Source organism: Pseudomonas sp. GW821-FHT03A09 (genome assembly GCF_059421065.1).
Window position 1 is genome coordinate 74900 of the sequence record NZ_JBWKUX010000003.1, and the last position, 17977, is coordinate 92876.

The window sequence follows — 17977 nt, forward strand, 5'->3', positions numbered from 1 at the left end:
CCCGGGAGTCTTGCATGTCTGACAGCCAGCTTTTCGATCCACGGGCCTTTCGTCGCGCCCTGGGTAATTTCGCCACTGGCGTGACCGTGGTCACTGCCGCTACCGCCTCCGGGCGCAAGGTCGGCGTGACGGCCAACAGTTTCAACTCGGTGTCCCTTGACCCACCCCTGGTGCTGTGGAGTATCGACAAGCGCTCCAATAGCCATGAAGTGTTCGAGGAGGCCAGCCACTTTGCGGTGAACGTGCTGGCGGCGGATCAGGTGCACCTCTCCAATAACTTTGCGCGCCCCCGTGAAGACCGTTTTGCCTTGATCGAGTATGAGCCTGGGGAGGGCGGTTCGCCGGTGTTCGCCGATTGCTCTGCGCGCTTTCACTGCGAGAAATACCAGCAAGTGGACGGCGGCGATCATTGGATCATGATCGGCAAGGTGGTGGCCTTCGACGACTTCGGGCGGGCGCCGCTGTTGTATCACCAAGGCACCTACGCCGAGGTCCGGGCGCTGCGTCCCTGCGCGCCCGAGGGAAGTCAGAACGGTACGGCGACCACCAACTGACTGTAGACATTGGTGCCGTTGCCACCGATCTGGTTGCCGCCGGTCTCGGCGTCCTTGTTGGGTTTGTACAGGCCCAACAGCGGCGTGATGATCAGGTGCTCGTTCACCGCCCACTCGGCGTACAGGTCCAGCTCGCGCCCGTCCAGGTTCAGCTGGCCCTGCGTGCTGACGGTGCTGTAGTCGAAAAACAGTGCGCCCAGGGTGACGTTGTCCAGCGGCTTGACCTTGAGCGCCACGTGTTGCACCGCTGTATTGGTGTTGTACGGTCCGGAGTAGTTGCCCGCGACTTCGCCCTGCACCCAGGTGCCGTAGCCACGGTTGAAGCCTGAGGACATGGCGTCCCAGTTTTTCGAATAACGCGCATAGCGGTAGGTCAGGTCCGGTGACCACGGCAGGTCGGCGAAGGTGTAGCCAGCCTCGGCGTAACCGGCGTTTTCCTGGCTGTCGCGACGGTCCTGGCGCGCGAGTTCGAAGGCGAAGTGCGCGTTATCGATTCCGGCATTGCCGGCACCGCGCAGGCTGTAGATGTTCATGCCCTTGCGCTGGCGCTGCACCTCGCTGGCGAAGCGCTCGTCTACGTCGATCCCGTGAATATAGGTCAGGCCCAAGGTGCCCGGCGCTGCGCTGTAGTCCAGGGTACCGGCGGCCATTTCCGTCTTGGCCTGGGCCGGGTTGTCGGACTTGATCCACATCAGGCTGCCATGCACGCCGTCCTTGCCGCCCAGGCGGATGACTGCGGTCTTGTCGAAAGCATGGCGCGCGGCGATGTAGTAGGCGCCGCCGCGATTGAACTGGCCATCGCCCACGCCCTTGCCCAGGTTGGGGCCGTTGTCGTTGACGATGAAACCATCACCCAGGGTGATGACCTGCCGGCCGAAGGACAGGTCCACACCGTCCTTGCCCAGCGCGGGGAACAGGTCGCCGGAACGCCAGCCGGCAAAGGCTTCATCAAACCTGGTGGTGCGCTCCTTGCCGTTGGTGACCCCGGACGCATCGCCATCGCCCCAAGTGCCGGAACTCACCAGGTTGGCCGTGCCATACACCCCGCCGAAGTGGCCCAGGCTTTGCTCGACGCTCAGGCCATATTTGATGAACGCCTCGCGCCAAGTCGAGCCGCCGCTACGACCGTCATAGTTCTTGGGGCTGTTGAACATGCCGTATACGGCGAGAAAGTTGCCGGTGATCTTGGTGTCGCTATCGGCGTACAGTTCGATGGCTTGGGCGTGGCCGACCAGCAAGGTGAAACCCAGCATGACCGTCTGGCGCAGGCGGCGGTTTTTCAGTGTGTGCTCCATTGTTATTGTCCCCATCTTGGTTAAGAGTGAGGGCGCATTAGGACGAGCGCTGGACGCTGAAGTCTTTCATTTGCGTGCCAGGGAATTGACCCTGGCCGCCAGCCAACACGTTGTGGCAGGGAGCAACAAAACCGGCGGCAGACAGGGGCAAGACGAGCAACTCGGGTGGGGCGCAGAGTGCCGACACATTAAAAAAACCGCTTTCGAGGACCCCACCATGTCGAGCAATGACCGACTCACCGCGCACCTCAACCGGGGTACGGTAGGTTTTCCCACCGCGTTGGCCAGTACCATCGGCCTGATCATGGCCAGCCCGGTGATACTCACCGCCACCATGGGTTTCGGCATCGGTGGCAGTGCGTTTGCCCTGGCGATGCTGATCGCCGTGGTGATGATGCTGGCCCAGGCGACCACCTTCGCCGAAGCCGCTGCGATCCTGCCCACCACCGGCTCGGTGTACGACTACATCAACTGCGGCATGGGGCGTTTTTTTGCGATCACCGGCACTTTGTCGGCCTACCTGATCGTGCATGTGTTTGCCGGCACCGCCGAAACCATTCTCTCCGGGGTCATGGCCTTGGTGAACTTCGAGCACCTCAATACCTTAGCCGAGTCGGCGGGCGGCTCATGGTTGCTGGGCGTGGGCTTCGTGATTGTGTTCGGCGTACTGAATGCTTTTGGTGTCAGCGCTTTTGGCCGCGCAGAAATCATCCTCACCTTCGGCATGTGGACCACCCTGATGGTGTTTGGCGTGCTGGGCCTGATCGCCGCCCCAGCGGTGCAGTTGGACGGCTGGTTCGGTGCGTCGCTGGTGGGCACCGACCTGATCACTGTGCTGTCGCTGGTGGGCATGGCGATGTTCATGTTCGTCGGTTGCGAGTTCGTCACGCCGCTGGCGCCGGACCTGCGCCAATCGGCCAAGGTGATGCCACGTGCAATGATGCTGGGGCTGATGGGGGTGGCCACCTGCATGTTCATCTACGGCGCGGCGATGAAACGCCAGGTGGAAAATGTGGTGCTGGACGCTGCGTCCGGTGTGCACCTGCTGGACACACCCATGGCCATCCCCAAGTTCGCCGAGCAGGTGATGGGGCAGGTCGGTCCATTGTGGCTGGGCATCGGCTTTCTGTTTGCCGGGGCGGCCACCATCAATACCCTGATGGCCGGCGTGCCGCGTATCCTCTACGGCATGGCGGTGGACGGTGCGCTACCCAAGGTTTTCACTTACCTGCACCCGCGCTTCAAGACGCCGCTGCTGTGCATCCTGGTGGCGATGCTGATTCCCTGCCTGCACGCGCTGTACCTGGGCGGCAATACCGACAACATCATGCATTTGGTACTGGCGGCGGTGTGCGCGTGGAGCTTTGCCTACCTGCTGGTGACGGTGTCGGTGGTGATCCTGCGCATCCGCCGCCCGGATCTGCCGCGGGCCTACCGCTCGCCATGGTTTCCGCTGCCGCAGATCGCGTCGAGCATCGGCATTTTGCTGGGCATGTGGTTTATCACACCCCCTGGCATGAACCCGGCCGATATCTACGTGCCGTTCGGCGTGATGCTGGGCGTGACGGCGGCGTATGCGCTGTTCTGGACCCTGGTGGTGCAGAAGGTCAACCCCTTCAAGCCGGCCTCCGTGGAGGAGGTGCTGGCCAAGGAATTCAGCAACGAGCCCGGGCTGCCCCATGATGGTTATGACGACTTTGCGGCAAAAACTGTTTGACTGGTTCCGCGCCGATCGTGCCCCGGCCGGATACCAGCCAGGGGTAACGCTGGCGCGCTTGCGGCGTAATCTTGGGCTGGCGAATCTTGAAGTCGGTGGCTTGGCGTTTGAGATTGTCGAGCGCACCGAGTCGCAGTTGTTGATGCACCTGGTACTGACCGAATTTGTCCTGCGCGTACCTGCTCAGACAGGGGGCGTGGGGCGCTTCGAGGTGCACCATGGCGGCGCGATTCGGCGCAATGGCGTTCGCGTACGACACCGCTCCGGCAGCCAGGCATTGGGCCGCGAGTTGCAGGCGCGATTACTGGCCGACGAGGCATTGTTCCAAGCGTTGATGCCGCTTGATTTCAAACGCCTGCGCATCGAACTGGAGGGCCAGCAATGGTGCGTACGGCTGGAGCATATGGGCGGCAGTGAGGTGGTCAATCGCATGCCGGCGTTTCGGCGTTACATCGCCCTGAGCCCTGAGCAGCGCGGGCATTTGTTTGCGACGCTGGCCGGGTTGCAACGGGTATTGTCGAACCTCTGATTGGCATCATTAGTGCTTCTGCAATGGCAAACAGGTAGTTGTTGCGTGCATATAGATAACATGTTAACTATTGCATCAGAACAACAAAAAGAAGCCATTGCGGAGGCACCTCATGAGCATCCCACAGCAGGTAAACGACGGGCTCGACAGCTGGAACAGCGAGCTGCGCGCCGCGTGCGGTCACTTCGATACCGAACTGGCCTTCAATCGCTCGCTGTTCATCGGCGAGATTCACAACCTGCCGCGCGGCCTGGCTATCCTGCGCACCAACGCCGGGCTGATCAAGCGCCCGACGCACCACGCCGACCACGACAACGACCAGGAGTGTTTCCTGGTCAGCCAGCGCAGCGGTTACTCGCAGATCGTACAGAACGGTCAGACCCTGCAACTGGCCCCCGGCGAGATGCTGCTGATGGACTCGGTCGGCTCTATCGAAATCACGCCCTTTGGCTTGATTGAACACGCCTCGCTATCCCTCTCGCGTGCAGACGTGTGCAAGCACGTGGGCGGTGAAGCCCGTGCCTTCGGCAAGATTTCCTCGACCAAAGCCTGTGGGCGCATGTTGCACGTGCTGATGGACCAGTTGTGCAAGGACGACACCGAAGACGGCGCGGGTGAGGTCGAGGCGTTGCAAACGGCGTTTGTCTCGCTGCTGGGCTCGGCTTTGGAACTTGGCAATGAGTGCCGTGACGGCGTGGCGGCGTTGCAGGGCAATAACCTGCGCAGCTATGTGCAGAAGGTGATTGATGAGTCCCTCAGCCAGCCGGGCCTGAGCCCGATTGGCCTGGCCAATCGGCTCAACATTTCCGTGCGCCACCTGTACCGCTTGTTCGAGGAGCAGGACGACAGCGTCTGCCGTTATATCCAGCGGGCGCGGCTCAAGCGCAGTGCGGATGACTTGACCAACCCGTTCCTCAGGAGCGAGTCGATCACCTCGATTGCCTACAAATGGGGCTTTACCGATTCGGCGCACTTCAGCCGGTCGTTCAAGAAGCAGTTCGAGGTGTCGCCGAAGGACTTCCGGTCGAGCCGGTTGCAGGCCTAATGTGGGAGGGAGGCTTGCCCAGTTGTAGTGAGCGGGCTTGCCCCCCCAGCGCGGGGCAAGCCCGCTCACTACAATTAGAGTTTGAAGAGGGTCAGACTTCCGGCAGGGTAGATCCACCATCCACCACCAGGGTCTGACCGGTGATGTAGCTGGCGAGGTCGGACGCTAGAAACAGCATGGCTCCCGCGATATCCGCCGCTACGCCCAAACGCCCCAGGGGTACGCGGCTGGCGATGCTGTCGTTCAGCGAGGCGTCGCCCAGATTGCCCATTGCCGGGGTGGCGATCATGCCGGGCTCTACACCGTTGACCCGCACGTTCAACGGCGCCAACTCCAGCGCCGCATTACGGATAAACCCGTTGACCCCGGCCTTGGACGCCGCGTAATGACTCAGCCCAGGGTAGCCGACCCGGTTGCCGGTAACGGAGGACGTCACCAGCACACAGCCTCGGCCTTGTGCGCGAAACATCGGCAGCGCTGCCTGAGTCAGCCAGAACAGCGCCGACAGGTTGACCGCCAAGGTGCGCTGCAGGAGCGCCGGGGTGATGTCTTCCAAGGCGGTCAATGGAAAATAGCCGGCGTTGTGCACCACGGTGTCGAGCCGGGTCAGCCCCTTGACGCAGTCGAATACCGCCTCGGCTTCTGCCAGGTCCACACCCAGCGCCTCCACGCAATAACCTTGCGCGCATAACTCAGCGGCCACGCCCTGGGCCTGCACCAACAGGCGATCGGCAATCACGACCCGCGCGCCACGCTGGGCGAACGCTTCGACGATGCCACGCCCGATACCTTGGGCACCCCCAGTGACCAACACCACTTGCCCACTGAATTCCAGGTCATTCATGAAGGTTCTCCAAATGGGCGAAGGCCAGGGTCGGGACGTCGACGATGCTTGAACCACCGTCGGCCACCACCGTGGCGCCGGTCATGATCGAGGCATCGCTGGATGCCAGGAAGCGGCACACCTTGGCAATTTCCTCTGGTTGGGCGGCACGTCGCAAAGGGACGTCGGCGCACACCCGTGCATAGGCCTGCTGCAAGCTATCGCCATAAGTGTCCATCAACGGCTGCATTTCCGCATCGGCCATGGGCGTGTGTACCCAGCCCGGACATACTGCGTTCACCCGCACGCCGTGAGGACCGTAGTCCCGTGCCAATGAGCGGTTCAACCCCAGCAACGCATGCTTGGCCGTGGTGTAGCCGCACACTTCAGGCCCCGCTGCCAGTGAGGCAATGGAGCCGATCAGTACGATGTTGCCTGCGCTTGCCTGCAGCAGCGGCAGGCAGGCGCGGGCACTGTAGAACGCGCTGTCGAGGTTACTGCGCAGGGCGTCTGCCCAGGTGGCGGGGAGGGTCTGGGTCGCGCTACCCAGGCCATGCCCGCCAGCGCAGGTCAGCAGCACATCGAGGCGGCCGTAATGCTCGCGGATCTGGCGGATAAAACCCTCCCAGGTGTCCGGGCAGGCGGCATCGCCCACCAGGATCAGCCCACCCGTTTCGCGCGCCACCTGTTCCAGCGGCTCGCGACGCCGGCCCACCAGCACCAGGCGTGCGCCTTCTTCGGCATACAACCGTGCGCAGGCCGCGCCGATGCCGGTGCCGGCCCCGGTGATCAGTACCGTGCGCGGCTCAGTCACGGGGGTACTCCGTGCGGTTGAGCACCTGGCAATAGGAACTGACCGGAAAGTTCGACAGCGCATCGAACGACGTCCCGGCATAGCCGAAGATTTTGCCGTCACTGCGATGCTGTTGCAGGTCGATCAGCACCAGGCCTAGGGTGGGCACGATCTTTTCCTGCCACACGAACAGGTACAACTGATCGGCGATCTTGTAGTAATGGCAGCGGTCGGTATCGCACAGGCCTTGCTCCACACCCTTCAAACACTGCCAGGCATAGAAGCGTTCATTGAGGTAGATGTGCTCGTAGACTTCGCTGGGGCTATAGCGGTATTGGTTGCGCAGGCCCACCAGTTCGTCGGTGGGGGCATGTTGGCAATGCCCGGCTTGCCACGGACGATCGAGGCTGCCGTGGAGGAAGTCGACTTCGACCGAGGTCAGCGGCTTGCCGGCCAGGGCTCTGTGGTAGAGACCTTCGTGGGTGGCTTGCTGATCCGGCAGACGGCCGATCACCGCCGTGAACGATGCGTTCGGCGTATCCAGCACCAGGCTGATCGACCAGCTGTGCCCAGCCTCCTGTTTGATGAAGTCCACCAGGTACAGGCCTGGGCGGATCGAGGTGGCGCGGTAAGGCGCGCTGCCGCTGGAGTGACCGTCGGCGGCGTGCCAGGCCAGGCGCTCCTGTTCAAAACGATGCTCGATCTGCCAACCATTGGCGAAGTGCAGGGTGAAGGTCTTGCCGGCCAGTTCGGCGAGGTTGGGCAGGATAAAGGCTTGCGGGGCAAAACCGTCGGCCAGGGCGCCCACGGTGATCCAGTCTGGAGAGCTTGTCATGGCAACGCCTCCTTACGCGACGGCGAAGTAGTGTTTGACGAAACTCTCGCTGACCACTTCCCACAGCACGGGCGTGCCCTTGGTCACGAACCAGCTGTCACCGGCCCTGTAGCGTGTGGATTGGCCTGTGGTTTCGTCGGTCAGCACCACTTCGCCAGTGACCACCGTGGCCTGTTCAGCGAACGGGTAGACCATGCGGAACTTGCCCTGGGTGGTGCCGAAGTACGCGCTGCTGACCGGGTCGGTGGGGGCGCCGAAGGTCATCTTGCCGAAGGCGCGTACCTCGCCTTCGAGGATCTCGGAGCCGAGGTCGGCCACGGTGCCCCAAGGGTCGAGTTCCGACAGCTGGACGTTGTGCTTGAGGGTAGTGAGGGTCATGGCAGTTGCTCCAGTTGAGTAAAAAATAGGGTTAGCGGCGCCCGTTCCAATAACCGGAAAGTTGGTGCCAGGATTTACCCGCCGTCAGCAGCAAGGGGCGAATCGCGTCCTTGCCGATGATGGTCGGGCGATGAATCGAGCTGACCAGGTCGTAGCGCGCCGAGCCTTCGCTCATGCCTTCGGCCAAGACCTTGCAGATGATGTGGCTGGGGGTCACGCCGAAGCCGGAGTAGCCCTGCACGAAAAACGCGTTGCTGCGCCCCGGCAAGGTGCCGATCTGTGGGAACAGGTTGGGGCTGCAGGCCATCGGGCCACCCCAGGCCAGGTCGATCTTCACGTCCTTGAGGTAGGGGAAAATCTTCAGCATGAGGTTGCGGTTCCAGGCCTTGAGGTCGCCGGGAATATGTTCCACCAACGGCGTCGCGGCGCCGAACAGCAGGCGGTTCTCGTTGGTAACGCGGTAGTAGTCGATCACTGGGCGAATGTCGCTGTAGGCCCCGCGAATTGGGCTGATGCGTTGGATCAGCTCTTCGGACAACGGCTCGGTCATCATTTGGAACGCGTAGGTGTTGATGGTCGAGCGGTGCAGCTCCGGCTCCAGCTTGTTGAGGAAACTGTCGCAGGCCCACAGCAACTTGCTCGCCCGCACCGAACCACGGCCGGTGCGCACGGTGATGCGTTCGCCGTAGCTGACTTCCAGCGCCGGGCTGTTCTCGAATATCCGCACGCCATGGCTGGCCAATGCGGTAGCTTCGCCCAGAAGCAGGTTCAGCGAATGCACGTGCCCGCCGCCCATGTGCAGCAGGGCGCTGGTGTAGGCCTTGGAGCCGATGATCTGCTGCACGTCGGAACCGCCGAGAAAGCGTATTTCGTGCTGGCTGTTGATCGACTTGAAGTCTTTTTCCCAGGCGCGCAGGGTTTTTTCCTGGCGGGCGTTGAAACCCATGTAGCCGTAGCCGTGGCAAAAATCCGCGTCGATGTTGTACTTGGCGATGCGGTTCTTGATGATGTCGGCGCCCAGGTCGCTGATCTCGAACACCTGGCGCAGACCGTCTTCGCCCACGTCTTTCTTGATCTTCTCCAAGTCATGGCCGATGCCGGCCATGATCTGCCCGCCATTGCGGCCGGTTCCGCCGAAGCCCAGGTAGCGTGCCTCCAGCACCACAATGTTGGTGATGCCTTTTTCCGCCAGTTCCAGGGCCGTGTTGATGCCGGAAAAACCACCGCCGATCACCACCACATCGGCGTCGATGTCCTGCTCCAGCGTGGGGAAACTGAGGTTGTATTTCTTGGTGGCGGTGTAATACGTGGGGGTTTCGATGTTGATCATGGCGCAGCCTGAAAAGGTGAAGGAAGGCTCTAAAGCGGATGCCTCCATTAGGGGCCCTGGCGGGATGGAAGTCTTGACCCTGCGTGCCCAGGCATTTGATTCAGCGCGCCATGGGCAGGTGCTGCCAACAAGTTATAGCGCGCTCGCTGGCCGGGAATGCTAGAGTTTCGTTAAATTATTAACTAAATACGTCGTGACCCTGATCCCTATGTCCAAACCGCGCCAGTCCCTGACCTTGACCCTGCTGCAAGCCCGCGAAGCCGCGATGAGCTTTTTCCGCCCGTCCTTGAACGAACACGGCCTGACCGAACAGCAATGGCGGATCATCCGCATCCTTGAACAGTACGGTGAGCTGGAGATTTACCAGTTGGCGGAACTGGCCTGCATCCTCAAACCGAGCATGACCGGCGTGTTGGTGCGCATGGAAGCTGCCGGCATGGTGCACCGGCGCAAGGCCGAGCAGGACCAGCGCCGTGTGTTGGTGACCCTGGCCGACAAGGGCAAGGCGAGTTTCGAATCCATGAGCCATTGCATGGAAGCCAACTACCAGCGCTTGCAGGATCAGCTGGGTGCAGAGAAGTTCGAGGCCCTGTTGGGCCTGCTGGAGGATTTGAAGAACATCAAGCGTTGAGGGGGTGTTTCAAACGGCACCGATCAAAATGCTAGGGCTGGCTGGGTGGTGGCCACGGTCGTTTTATTCAGGTTGATTGAGTACCTGTCCGTCACAGGAGCATTCGGTGTACTACCGCGCCGGCTGCACTTTGCCCAGCAGCAGGTCCGAGGCTTTCTCGCCGATCATGATTGCGCCGGCGTTGGTATTACCGGTAATCAGGGTCGGCATGATCGACGCGTCAGCTACCCGCAATCGTTGCAAGCCGTGGACACGCAGTTGGTCATCGACCACCGCCATGGGATCGTTGCCCATTTTGCAGGTGCCTATCGGGTGAAACACGGTGCCCAGGTTTTCCCTGATCCACTGCTCGATGTGCTCAGTGCTGCTGACCTTCGGCCCAGGCACCAGTTCGCCTCTCAAGCGCTCGGCAAAGGCCGGAGTCGCCGCCAATTTACGCACCAGGCGAAAGCCTTTTACCAGGGTGTTCAAATCCTCTGGATGGCTGAGGAAGTTGCCGTCCACCTGGGGTTTTTCCTTCGGGTCCGCAGAGCGCAAGCGCACCTGGCCACGGCTTTTGGGATGCATCACCGCCACGTGCAAACTGATGCCGTGGCCTACGGGAACCAGGCGTTGGGGCTGGTTCTTCAATGCCGGGGCGACAATCAGACCCAACTGCGGCGCGGTATCGGCAGGATCGAGGCGCAAAAAGGCACCGGACTCCACGGTGTTCGAGGTCAATGGACCCCGTCGCGCTGCCAGGTACTGAAACGGCGAGGCCGCCAATGGCAACATTCCGCGAACAGACAGCCCGTAACCCAGTTCGCTGTCGCTGCGGTACATCAAGACAATGTCCTGGTGATCCTGCAGGTTTTGCCCGACTCCCGGCAGTTCGTGGTGCTGGGTAATCCCGTGGCGGGCCAGTTCTTCGGCCGGCCCAATACCGGACAGCAACAACAGCTGGGGTGAGTTGATACTGCCAGCGCTGAGGATCACTTCACGCCGGGCCTTGAGCGTGAACGTCTGATCTCCCTGACTGACTTCGACACCCTCGGCACGCTTGCCATCGAGCAACACCCGATGAGTCAGGGTCTCGCTGAGCACGGTTAAATTCGGTCGAGACAACGCCGGGTAGAGAAACGCTCGGGCAGTGCTGCAGCGCTCGCCGTTGATCTGGGTGACGTGAAACGCACCATACCCTTCCTGTTCTTCGCCGTTGAAGTCGTTGTTGTAGCGCCAGCCCATTTGCGCCGCTGCCTCATAGAACACTGAGTTGACTGCGCTTGGGCTGCGTTGGTGAGTGACGTTCAGTTCGCCGTTCTGACCATGCCATGGCGAAGGTCCTGGCTCGAAATGCTCGGAGCGGCGAAAGTACGGTAACAGGTCGTCGTAGCCCCAGCCCCGGTTGCCGGCCGCCCCCCAGCGATCGTAATCGCTGCGGTGGCCCCGCACATAGATCATGCCATTGATCGCACTTGAACCGCCCCAGACCCGACCGCGAGGGCAGGGGATCGGTTGGTCACCACTGGCCGATTGGGGTTCGAACTGATGCATCCAGTTCCATTTCGGATTGGCGATCAAGCGGATGATGCCCGCCGGTGTGCGTATGTAGGCCCCGGGAAACAGCGTGCGATCACTGGGCCCTGCTTCGATCAGGCACACCGAAACCCCGGGTTCGGCAGACAGTCGGTTGGCCAGCACACAGCCGGCCGATCCTGCGCCGACCACGATGTAGTCGAACGTGTGTGCGGGGGATTGGGTCATGACAATTACCTCGTTGACGATAGAAAAACAGCTTCAGAGCCCGAGCATCGAACCGACATCCAGCATCACTTGCAGCCCAACCACAAAGCCATTACCGCTCAACTCTCGGGCGCCAGGGTTGTAGAAGTTGTCCGGATTGATCAGGTACTGCACGCTCGGCTCAATGGATAAGTTGCGGCTAAGGGCAAAGTGACCGTTGGCTTCCAGCGCGTAGACATCGCGGTCGCCCAAGCGCGGGTCGCCGTTGTTGTCGGTGCGCATCCGCTGCTGAAATTCCAGTTGGTGCGGATTGATTCGCAGGTAACTGGCCTTGAAGTTGAGTTTGTCCTGTGGCCGGTCGAAGGGCGCGAGATAGGTCAGACCGGCTTCGGCAAAATGGCTGAAGGGCTGCTTGTCATCGGCGGCTGCCGACAGCGAGCCGAACACTTGTAAACCTTGCAGGTTGGCGCGCCACAGCGTTTGGCGGAACTTGAAGAAGGCGCCAGCGGTGCCGTGGTCACTGGCACCGGTCAAGGGATCGATCTGCCTTGAGGTGTTGAAATAAGCGTTGAGTTCGTACTGGGTGGTGTCGTCGCCTGGCTTGCCGCCGATCCCCAGCAGGAAGCTGGTACCGCTGGCATCGTCGGTGCTGAAGTCCAGGCCCTTGCGCTTTTTCAGGTAGTCCATCGGGTTGGATTCGAACGCCCCCGCGTGTACGTACAGGCTTGGGTTCACCTGGTATTTCAGGTAGCCGCCCCAGGCGCCGTAGGGCGGTGGCAGCACGCCGGTAGATGAGTCGATGATCGGGTCATTGCAGGTGACCACGGTGTCGCAGTTGTAGATGTAGAAATAGCGCCGGGCATTGGTGCGTCCCAGGTGCAGGTCGAGCCGGCCGTCGAGCCATTTTTGTTCGAAGGTCAGCAGGCTCAGTTGGTTGCTGGTGATGTCGTTGTGAATCGGTGCGCCGCCGAAATAACTGCCGGCGGCACCTTGCCAGTTGCGTGAGGTAGGTTGTCCGGTGCCCTGATCGAGGATGAAGACCGTTTCTTCGACATGAAATGCCGAACCTTCGAGGCCCGCCAGGGTGCCGAGGTTGATATCAGCCCCGACGAACAGGTCGCCACTGTTGCCAAAACTGTTAGGCCTTGGGCCGGTATCGAGGTTTTTCATCGACAGGCTCCAGAGTTGTGCGTGGGTACTCACGCCGTTCAGCTCGAGTTGTTCACCGAGTCCGGCCAGCGGCCCGCTGCGGATGTTCTCGGCGCAATACGCAGGCAGAGTCAGGACGCTGGTGCAGAACAGCACCGGCAGAATGCGAAGGGTTTTCATGGCAAGGTACTCGTCTTTTTATTGTTTTTTTGCGAACGTCCGCCTGCGCCACGCAGGCGGTTCCAGGCTATGGCCAGCTAATGTCGGTAAGGTGTCAGACGCAGAGGTAGCCGCCGTCCACCGCCAGCACGGCGCCGGTGATGAAGCTGGCGCCGGGGCTGCAAAGGAACGCGGCGGCACTGGCCACTTCAACCGGCTCGCCCCATCGCGCCAGCGGTGTTCGTTGCATGATCCGGCCAGTGGCTTCGACGTCAGCCTTGAGGCCGGCACCCAACGGCGTGTCGATCCAGCCGGGTGCGATGGCGTTGACCCGAATACCTTCGGCGGCGTACTCGCCTGCCAGCGACTTTGTCAGTTGCACGATGGCGCCTTTGCTGGCGCTGTAGGCTGGGCGATCGGCTGAGCCGAAGGTGCTGAACATCGACGCGATGTTGAGGATGCTGCCGCCCCGTTTCGCCAGCAGAGGTCGGGCCAACTGGCTCGTGTGCATGGCGGCGGTCAGGTTAAGGCGCAGCACCCGCTCGAAAGTCGCCAAGTCGTATTCGTCACGGTCGCGGCTGATGCCGGCGCTGTTGACCAGCACGTTCAGGCTCGGCAGTTCGGCGAACACCTGCTCCAGTTGTGGGTGATCGGTGATGTCCAGTTCCAGGTGCCGGACCCGTGGGTGGCGTAGTGCATGTTCGCCGTCAGCGGCCAGGCCTACGGCCAGGACCTCGGCGCCAAGCTCTGCGAAATGCACGGCAATAGTGGCACCGATGCCGGAGGTGCCGCCGGTGACCAGCACCTGTTGGTGCAAATAGAGATTGTCTTGAAAAATCATGCTTTGCTCCTTTAAGCGTCGGCCAGGTCCGGATTGGGGTTGACCAGTATTTTGATCTGCGACTTGTCCCGCAGCAGTGCTTCGAAACCTTGGTCCACTGCCTGCTCCAGGGATACGCTGCGAGTCACCGCACGGGCCAGGTCGAGATGGCCGTCGGCGATCAGGGCGATCAGTTCGGGATAGACGTCCCGGTAGCCGACGCTGCCAAGCAGGCGCAGCTCTCGGTTGACAAGGTCAAAGGCGTCCAGGCGGACCTCGCCCATAAGGCTTACCAAGACCAACTCGCCGCCCTTGCGCAGGCTGGCCAGAGCGGCGTTGAGACTGGCCTGGCTGCCGGCTGCTTCAAAGGCGCAATCCATGGCGCCGCCTTCTCGCAACCGCGCTGCCGTGTCAGCGTTCCTGGCGTCGAGCACCTGGGTGGCGCCGAATTCTTCGGCCAGGGCCAGGCGTTCCGGGCTGAGGTCGACGACAGTGATGTCGTCCACGCCGCGAAGGCGGGCCAGCATCACCAGCAGCAAACCGATCGGGCCGAGACCGAACACCACGCAGCGTTGCCCGGGCGCCAGGCTGCTGCGGTACAAGGCGTGCAGGGCGACGGCCGCCGGTTCGAGCACGGCGGCCTGACGCAAGCTCACGGTCTCCGGCAGGCGGTGCAGCATGTAGGCAGGCACCCGTGCACGTTCAGCGAATCCGCCGTCCCCCATCAGGCCGATGAAACCCATCGATTCGCAGAGGTTGTAACGGCCTTCTTGGCAGTAACGGCATTTGCCGCAGCGGTACTCCGGCTCTACCGCTACCCGGTCGCCGACCTTCAGGTCCACCACCCCCGCGCCTAGGGCGCTGACCACGCCGCAAAACTCGTGACCGAGGGTCAGTGGCGCACGGCAGCCAGAGAGTGGGTGGGGCTCGGCTTGGGGAATTGAGTGCGGTCCGTCCTGGTATTCGTGCAGGTCGCTGCCGCAGATTCCGCAGTAGGCAACCCGTAGTTCGACTTCACCCGTGCCAGGTCCAGGGAGTTCCAGGTCGCTCAGGCGCAGGTCGCGAGCAGCATGCCAGCGCAGTGCTTTCATGATTGGTTTCCTTGCATGGCGTTGGTCACTGGAGCGCTGCGGCGGGCGAGTACCGCCGGCGCGGTTTCTTGCAGGAACAGCGAGAGGACGGCGGCGAGCAGGGCGCCGCCGCAGGAGATCCACATGACGATGGACAGGCCGAAGCGGTCAGCCGCGAAGCCTGCGATGGTGGGCGCGACGAAACCGCCGATCAGCTCTCCCAACCCCATGATCAGGCCGAGGGCAGTGGCAACAATTGCGCGCGACACGGTCTCCGCCGGAATGGTGGCCATGAAGAGGGTGAAGCAGCCGAGCCCGGTGTAAGTCAGCAGCAACAGCAAGCCAAGGCTGGTGGCGTCCGGTGCGTAGAGCATGGCCAGCGGGCAACAGGCAGCGAGCAGGGAGAAGATCACCAGGGTAGGTCGGCGACCGATGCGATCGGAGATCGCTGGCACGGCAAAGCCCCAGACCACCCATGCGGCGCCCAGGCAGCTCATCAGGTTGCCCATGGTGGTCGGGCTGAAGCCGCGGGTGTTAACCAGAAAGATCGGGGTAAAGGAGATCAGCACGATGAACCAAGTGACGAACACGCAACTGATCAGGGTGCAGAGCAGGATATTACGGCTCTTCAACAACGCCAGGCGACTGCCTTTCGGCGCGTCTGCACTGACTGCCGGTACCTTTTCGCGGGCTGGGTCCGGGCGCACATAGCGCCAGATCAGCCAGGCGATTAACAGTCCTGGCAGCAGTGAGACGATGAAGGCATGGCGCCAACCGAAGGCCTGAGCCAAGGCTACGAGCAACGGTGGGCCAATGACCGCACCTAGCAGGCCAGCTGCCGAGCCTTGCAGCAGGCCCATATTCAGACCGCGCCGATGCGGTGAAGAGGCCTCCACCATCAGCGATTGCGAGAGCGGCAGGATCGGTCCCTCGGCGAGGCCCATGATGCCGCGAAACAGCAGCAGACTGAAGAAACCACCAACGAGCCCGGACAGCGCCGAGCACAATGAGAACAGGATCACCGCAGCGACTAGCAACGGCTTGCGCTGGCCGCGGCGGTCTGACCAGGCGCTGACCAGCGCGCCGGACACTGCCCAGGCCAGGGCGAGTACCGAGGAGAGCATGCCTAGATGGCTATTGCTCAGTTGCAGCTCCTTCTGCATGAAGGGGAACAGGAACGATAGCGCGAGGCGGTCGAAGAAGACGAATCCGAAGGTCAGGAACAGCACGCTGAGGAGGACGTTTTCGTAACTGGCGGATTTTTTATTATGTGCCATGTCTGTCTCCAGGCCGGGTTGGCCGGCCAGCAGGGAGGGCGCGTCGGTAAGGCGCGGCGCGCGTCTTGGGTCAGCGGAATAGAGAGTCGATGTAAGCGGCGCCGACGCCGATTTTCTCGTAGTGCTCGCGGCACATCGCGATGTAGTCGTGGACGTCGAAGAAACCATCAGGATTACCGTTCTCGTCGAGCCAGATCAGCGGGCCCTTGACGATGAAGAACGCGCGCATTGGCTCTTCGTGTTCGTAGGCAACCAAGGTATGGCCTTCGCCGGGTGTTTCGTAGACGAAGTCGCCAGCGGTGGCGGTCCAGTCATGCTCCAGGTAGCCCCACTTGCCGCTGATGGTGTAGGCGAACACCTCGTGAGGGTGGTAGTGACGGTTGACCAAGCCCGCAGTCGTCGACATCAGGATGTCGCACCAGCGATTCTCGCTCGGCGAGATCCACAGCGGTCGCGACTTGACGGTTTCGGTGAAGGGCACGTAGAGGCTCTCGTCCTCGGTCGGCGCGTTGTGCAGGTAGACTTCCGGTTTAGCGTCGGGCTTGAAGCAGTCAGGGATGGGTTGCAGGTCTTTCCAGAATTCACGGTTGGCGGCTTCGGGCATGATTGGCATCTGACGTTGTTATGGGTGAGTCGAATATAACGAGGACCCGATGAGCGGGTTTGACCCTGGCGGCCGGGATGCTTACCTTTTTCGGACATCGCTGGTACGGGAGCGACGCAGCTCCCTGCCGTCGATCATGCAGGCGATTGACGGCGACCTTGATTAAGATATTAATGTTCGTACGCCACCCATCATTCCTGCCGATCGAGAAACGTCGGCGGCTTGACCCGGACGCCTTGCCTGAAATCCGGGAGGTCCACGTAGCGTTCAACGAGAAGAATAAAAATGACCGCAAATGCCTTGCTCGAAATCCGACGGGCCAGCACCCAGGACACCCCCTTGGAACAGCGCCTGGAGTTCTGGGAGAACTACAACTCGTCTATCCTGGTTGGCCTGAAATGTTCGTCGTATTCCCAATTCGGCTTCACCGCGACCCAGGACAACTTGTGCCTCGAGCGCCTACGGGTGGCCAGCATCGGCGGCAACGAACACGTGGTGGAGCGCGATCGCTCGATGGTCCGCGCGGCCCCCAAGGAGTCGATCTTCGTGTCCCTGGTCCTGGGCAACCAATCGTTCTTCTACCAGGACAACGGCTGCAACCTGCTGCAGCCGGGCGAGCTGGTGATCTACCGGACCGACAAACCCTACGTATTCGGCTTTTCGGGACCGATGCGCCAGCTCATCTTCGACATTCCCCAGGATGACTTCGCCGAGCGCTGTTTACGCGACCTCAAAGGGCCGCTGAAGATCGGCGCCGAGACCGCGGTTCAGCGCCTGCTGGTGCGCTCCCTCGGCGAGCGCACCCAGGGATTTTTCGACGCTCCTCGGGAGGACGGCGCAGGACGTTTCCAGGAAGAGGCTTACAACCTGCTGGCGAGCATCATCAGCGACCACACCGGCGAGCATCGGGCCAGTGCGCTGAGCGCCTCCTACCTGCTGGCAGCCAAGCAACACATCCAGGAGCACCTCGACGACCCATCGCTGACTTGTGAGCAAGTGGCCGCCGCCGCCGGCATCTCCAGTCGCCACTTGGCGCGGTTGTTCGCCCAGGAGGGCGGGGCGCCCGGTCGTTACCTGCAAGAGAAGCGCCTTGAGCGCGCCCGCCAGTTACTCGCCTCGCCCCGCGGAAGCCGCCTGGACATCGCCGAGATAGCCTATCGACACGGGTTCTCCAGCCAGGCACATTTCGCCCGCGCCTTCAAGGCACGCTTTGGAATGACTCCCAGCGAAGCGCGCACCCGTTAGA

Annotated in this window: 17 protein-coding genes and 1 pseudogene; 6 read left to right on the top strand and 12 right to left on the bottom strand. The window is 61.9% G+C overall.

What is annotated here, in order from left to right; genetic code table 11:
- Positions 1-14 precede the first annotated feature (14 nt).
- Positions 15-494: pseudogene (locus AC07V4_RS05680) on the top strand (flavin reductase family protein); the annotation flags it as partial.
- Positions 495-526: 32 nt separating this feature from the next.
- On the opposite strand, the gene AC07V4_RS05685 reads toward AC07V4_RS05680, so the two are convergent.
- Positions 527-1849 (bottom strand): alginate export family protein, encoded by a 1323-nt coding sequence (locus tag AC07V4_RS05685; RefSeq protein ID WP_492635644.1) that lies wholly within the window; start codon positions 1847-1849, stop codon positions 527-529.
- 217 nt (positions 1850-2066) lie between these two features.
- On the opposite strand from AC07V4_RS05685, the gene AC07V4_RS05690 reads away from it, so the two are divergent.
- The 3 genes from AC07V4_RS05690 to feaR all read left to right on the top strand — a co-directional run bounded on the left by AC07V4_RS05690 (position 2067) and on the right by feaR (position 5140).
- Entirely contained in the window at positions 2067-3566 is a 1500-nt protein-coding gene (locus tag AC07V4_RS05690) for an APC family permease (RefSeq protein ID WP_492635643.1), read from the top strand.
- Positions 3529-4095 (top strand): DUF3156 family protein, encoded by a 567-nt coding sequence (locus AC07V4_RS05695; protein ID WP_492635642.1) that lies wholly within the window; start codon positions 3529-3531, stop codon positions 4093-4095. Before AC07V4_RS05690 ends, AC07V4_RS05695 begins: the two co-directional genes overlap by 38 nt.
- A 112-nt stretch (positions 4096-4207) precedes the next feature.
- The gene (feaR, locus tag AC07V4_RS05700) at positions 4208-5140 is read left to right on the top strand and encodes a transcriptional regulator FeaR (protein WP_492635641.1); all 933 of its coding nucleotides are present in this window, start codon (positions 4208-4210) and stop codon (positions 5138-5140) included.
- Positions 5141-5231: 91 nt separating this feature from the next.
- Here the strand turns inward: feaR and AC07V4_RS05705 are convergent, their stop codons facing one another.
- From AC07V4_RS05705 to AC07V4_RS05725, 5 genes are read right to left on the bottom strand one after another with little or no spacing between them, the layout of a single operon-like run.
- Positions 5232-5984 (bottom strand): SDR family oxidoreductase, encoded by a 753-nt coding sequence (locus AC07V4_RS05705; RefSeq protein WP_492635640.1) that lies wholly within the window; start codon positions 5982-5984, stop codon positions 5232-5234.
- Positions 5977-6777, bottom strand: a complete 801-nt coding sequence (locus AC07V4_RS05710) for an SDR family NAD(P)-dependent oxidoreductase (RefSeq protein WP_492635639.1) — start codon at positions 6775-6777, stop codon at positions 5977-5979. Before AC07V4_RS05710 ends, AC07V4_RS05705 begins: the two co-directional genes overlap by 8 nt.
- Positions 6770-7591 (bottom strand): molybdenum cofactor biosynthesis F family protein, encoded by an 822-nt coding sequence (locus AC07V4_RS05715; protein ID WP_492635638.1) that lies wholly within the window; start codon positions 7589-7591, stop codon positions 6770-6772. The genes AC07V4_RS05710 and AC07V4_RS05715 overlap by 8 nt, the downstream gene beginning before the upstream one ends.
- A gap of 12 nt (positions 7592-7603) precedes the next feature.
- The gene (locus AC07V4_RS05720; RefSeq protein WP_492635637.1) at positions 7604-7969 is read right to left on the bottom strand and encodes a cupin domain-containing protein; all 366 of its coding nucleotides are present in this window, start codon (positions 7967-7969) and stop codon (positions 7604-7606) included.
- 31 nt (positions 7970-8000) lie between these two features.
- Complete coding sequence (locus tag AC07V4_RS05725) at positions 8001-9299, bottom strand: NAD(P)/FAD-dependent oxidoreductase (RefSeq protein WP_431752021.1); 1299 nt, start codon at positions 9297-9299, stop codon at positions 8001-8003.
- A 208-nt stretch (positions 9300-9507) separates the two neighbouring features.
- Here AC07V4_RS05725 and hpaR point away from each other — a divergent pair, with 208 nt between their 5' ends.
- Positions 9508-9930 carry a homoprotocatechuate degradation operon regulator HpaR gene (gene hpaR, locus AC07V4_RS05730; protein WP_431752026.1) on the top strand — a complete coding sequence of 141 codons (423 nt, stop codon included), beginning with the start codon at positions 9508-9510 and terminating at the stop codon, positions 9928-9930.
- A gap of 111 nt (positions 9931-10041) precedes the next feature.
- On the opposite strand, the gene AC07V4_RS05735 is transcribed toward hpaR, so the two are convergent.
- From AC07V4_RS05735 to AC07V4_RS05760, 6 genes are all read right to left on the bottom strand, one after another.
- A complete protein-coding gene (locus AC07V4_RS05735; protein WP_492635636.1) occupies positions 10042-11673 on the bottom strand; it encodes a GMC family oxidoreductase in 1632 nt (543 codons plus the stop codon).
- Positions 11674-11706: 33 nt separating this feature from the next.
- Positions 11707-12981, bottom strand: coding sequence for a carbohydrate porin (locus tag AC07V4_RS05740; protein ID WP_492635635.1), 1275 nt, complete (start codon positions 12979-12981; stop codon positions 11707-11709).
- A gap of 94 nt (positions 12982-13075) precedes the next feature.
- Positions 13076-13801 (bottom strand): SDR family NAD(P)-dependent oxidoreductase, encoded by a 726-nt coding sequence (locus AC07V4_RS05745; protein WP_492635634.1) that lies wholly within the window; start codon positions 13799-13801, stop codon positions 13076-13078.
- An 11-nt stretch (positions 13802-13812) separates the two neighbouring features.
- A complete protein-coding gene (locus AC07V4_RS05750) occupies positions 13813-14871 on the bottom strand; it encodes a 2,3-butanediol dehydrogenase (protein ID WP_492635633.1) in 1059 nt (352 codons plus the stop codon).
- Positions 14868-16127 (bottom strand): MFS transporter, encoded by a 1260-nt coding sequence (locus AC07V4_RS05755; RefSeq protein ID WP_492635632.1) that lies wholly within the window; start codon positions 16125-16127, stop codon positions 14868-14870. Before AC07V4_RS05755 ends, AC07V4_RS05750 begins: the two co-directional genes overlap by 4 nt.
- Before the next feature lie 70 nt (positions 16128-16197).
- Complete coding sequence (locus AC07V4_RS05760) at positions 16198-16731, bottom strand: 2,4'-dihydroxyacetophenone dioxygenase family protein (protein ID WP_492635631.1); 534 nt, start codon at positions 16729-16731, stop codon at positions 16198-16200.
- A 285-nt stretch (positions 16732-17016) separates the two neighbouring features.
- Between AC07V4_RS05760 and AC07V4_RS05765 the strand changes: the two genes are divergently transcribed.
- Positions 17017-17976 (top strand): helix-turn-helix domain-containing protein, encoded by a 960-nt coding sequence (locus tag AC07V4_RS05765; RefSeq protein WP_492635630.1) that lies wholly within the window; start codon positions 17017-17019, stop codon positions 17974-17976.
- Position 17977 lies beyond the last annotated feature (1 nt).

Excerpts from the sequence above, each read along its gene's own strand:
- AC07V4_RS05685 (WP_492635644.1), bottom strand. The coding sequence starts at position 1,849 with ATGGAGCACACACTGAAAAACCGCCGCCTGCGCCAGACGGTCATGCTG.
- AC07V4_RS05690 (WP_492635643.1), top strand. The coding sequence starts at position 2,067 with ATGTCGAGCAATGACCGACTCACCGCGCACCTCAACCGGGGTACGGTA.
- AC07V4_RS05695 (WP_492635642.1), top strand. The coding sequence starts at position 3,529 with ATGATGGTTATGACGACTTTGCGGCAAAAACTGTTTGACTGGTTCCGC.
- feaR (WP_492635641.1), top strand. The coding sequence starts at position 4,208 with ATGAGCATCCCACAGCAGGTAAACGACGGGCTCGACAGCTGGAACAGC.
- AC07V4_RS05705 (WP_492635640.1), bottom strand. The coding sequence starts at position 5,984 with ATGAATGACCTGGAATTCAGTGGGCAAGTGGTGTTGGTCACTGGGGGT.
- AC07V4_RS05715 (WP_492635638.1), bottom strand. The coding sequence starts at position 7,591 with ATGACAAGCTCTCCAGACTGGATCACCGTGGGCGCCCTGGCCGACGGT.
- AC07V4_RS05720 (WP_492635637.1), bottom strand. The coding sequence starts at position 7,969 with ATGACCCTCACTACCCTCAAGCACAACGTCCAGCTGTCGGAACTCGAC.
- AC07V4_RS05725 (WP_431752021.1), bottom strand. The coding sequence starts at position 9,299 with ATGATCAACATCGAAACCCCCACGTATTACACCGCCACCAAGAAATAC.
- hpaR (WP_431752026.1), top strand. The coding sequence starts at position 9,508 with ATGTCCAAACCGCGCCAGTCCCTGACCTTGACCCTGCTGCAAGCCCGC.
- AC07V4_RS05735 (WP_492635636.1), bottom strand. The coding sequence starts at position 11,673 with ATGACCCAATCCCCCGCACACACGTTCGACTACATCGTGGTCGGCGCA.
- AC07V4_RS05740 (WP_492635635.1), bottom strand. The coding sequence starts at position 12,981 with ATGAAAACCCTTCGCATTCTGCCGGTGCTGTTCTGCACCAGCGTCCTG.
- AC07V4_RS05745 (WP_492635634.1), bottom strand. The coding sequence starts at position 13,801 with ATGATTTTTCAAGACAATCTCTATTTGCACCAACAGGTGCTGGTCACC.
- AC07V4_RS05750 (WP_492635633.1), bottom strand. The coding sequence starts at position 14,871 with ATGAAAGCACTGCGCTGGCATGCTGCTCGCGACCTGCGCCTGAGCGAC.
- AC07V4_RS05755 (WP_492635632.1), bottom strand. The coding sequence starts at position 16,127 with ATGGCACATAATAAAAAATCCGCCAGTTACGAAAACGTCCTCCTCAGC.
- AC07V4_RS05760 (WP_492635631.1), bottom strand. The coding sequence starts at position 16,731 with ATGCCCGAAGCCGCCAACCGTGAATTCTGGAAAGACCTGCAACCCATC.
- AC07V4_RS05765 (WP_492635630.1), top strand. The coding sequence starts at position 17,017 with ATGACCGCAAATGCCTTGCTCGAAATCCGACGGGCCAGCACCCAGGAC.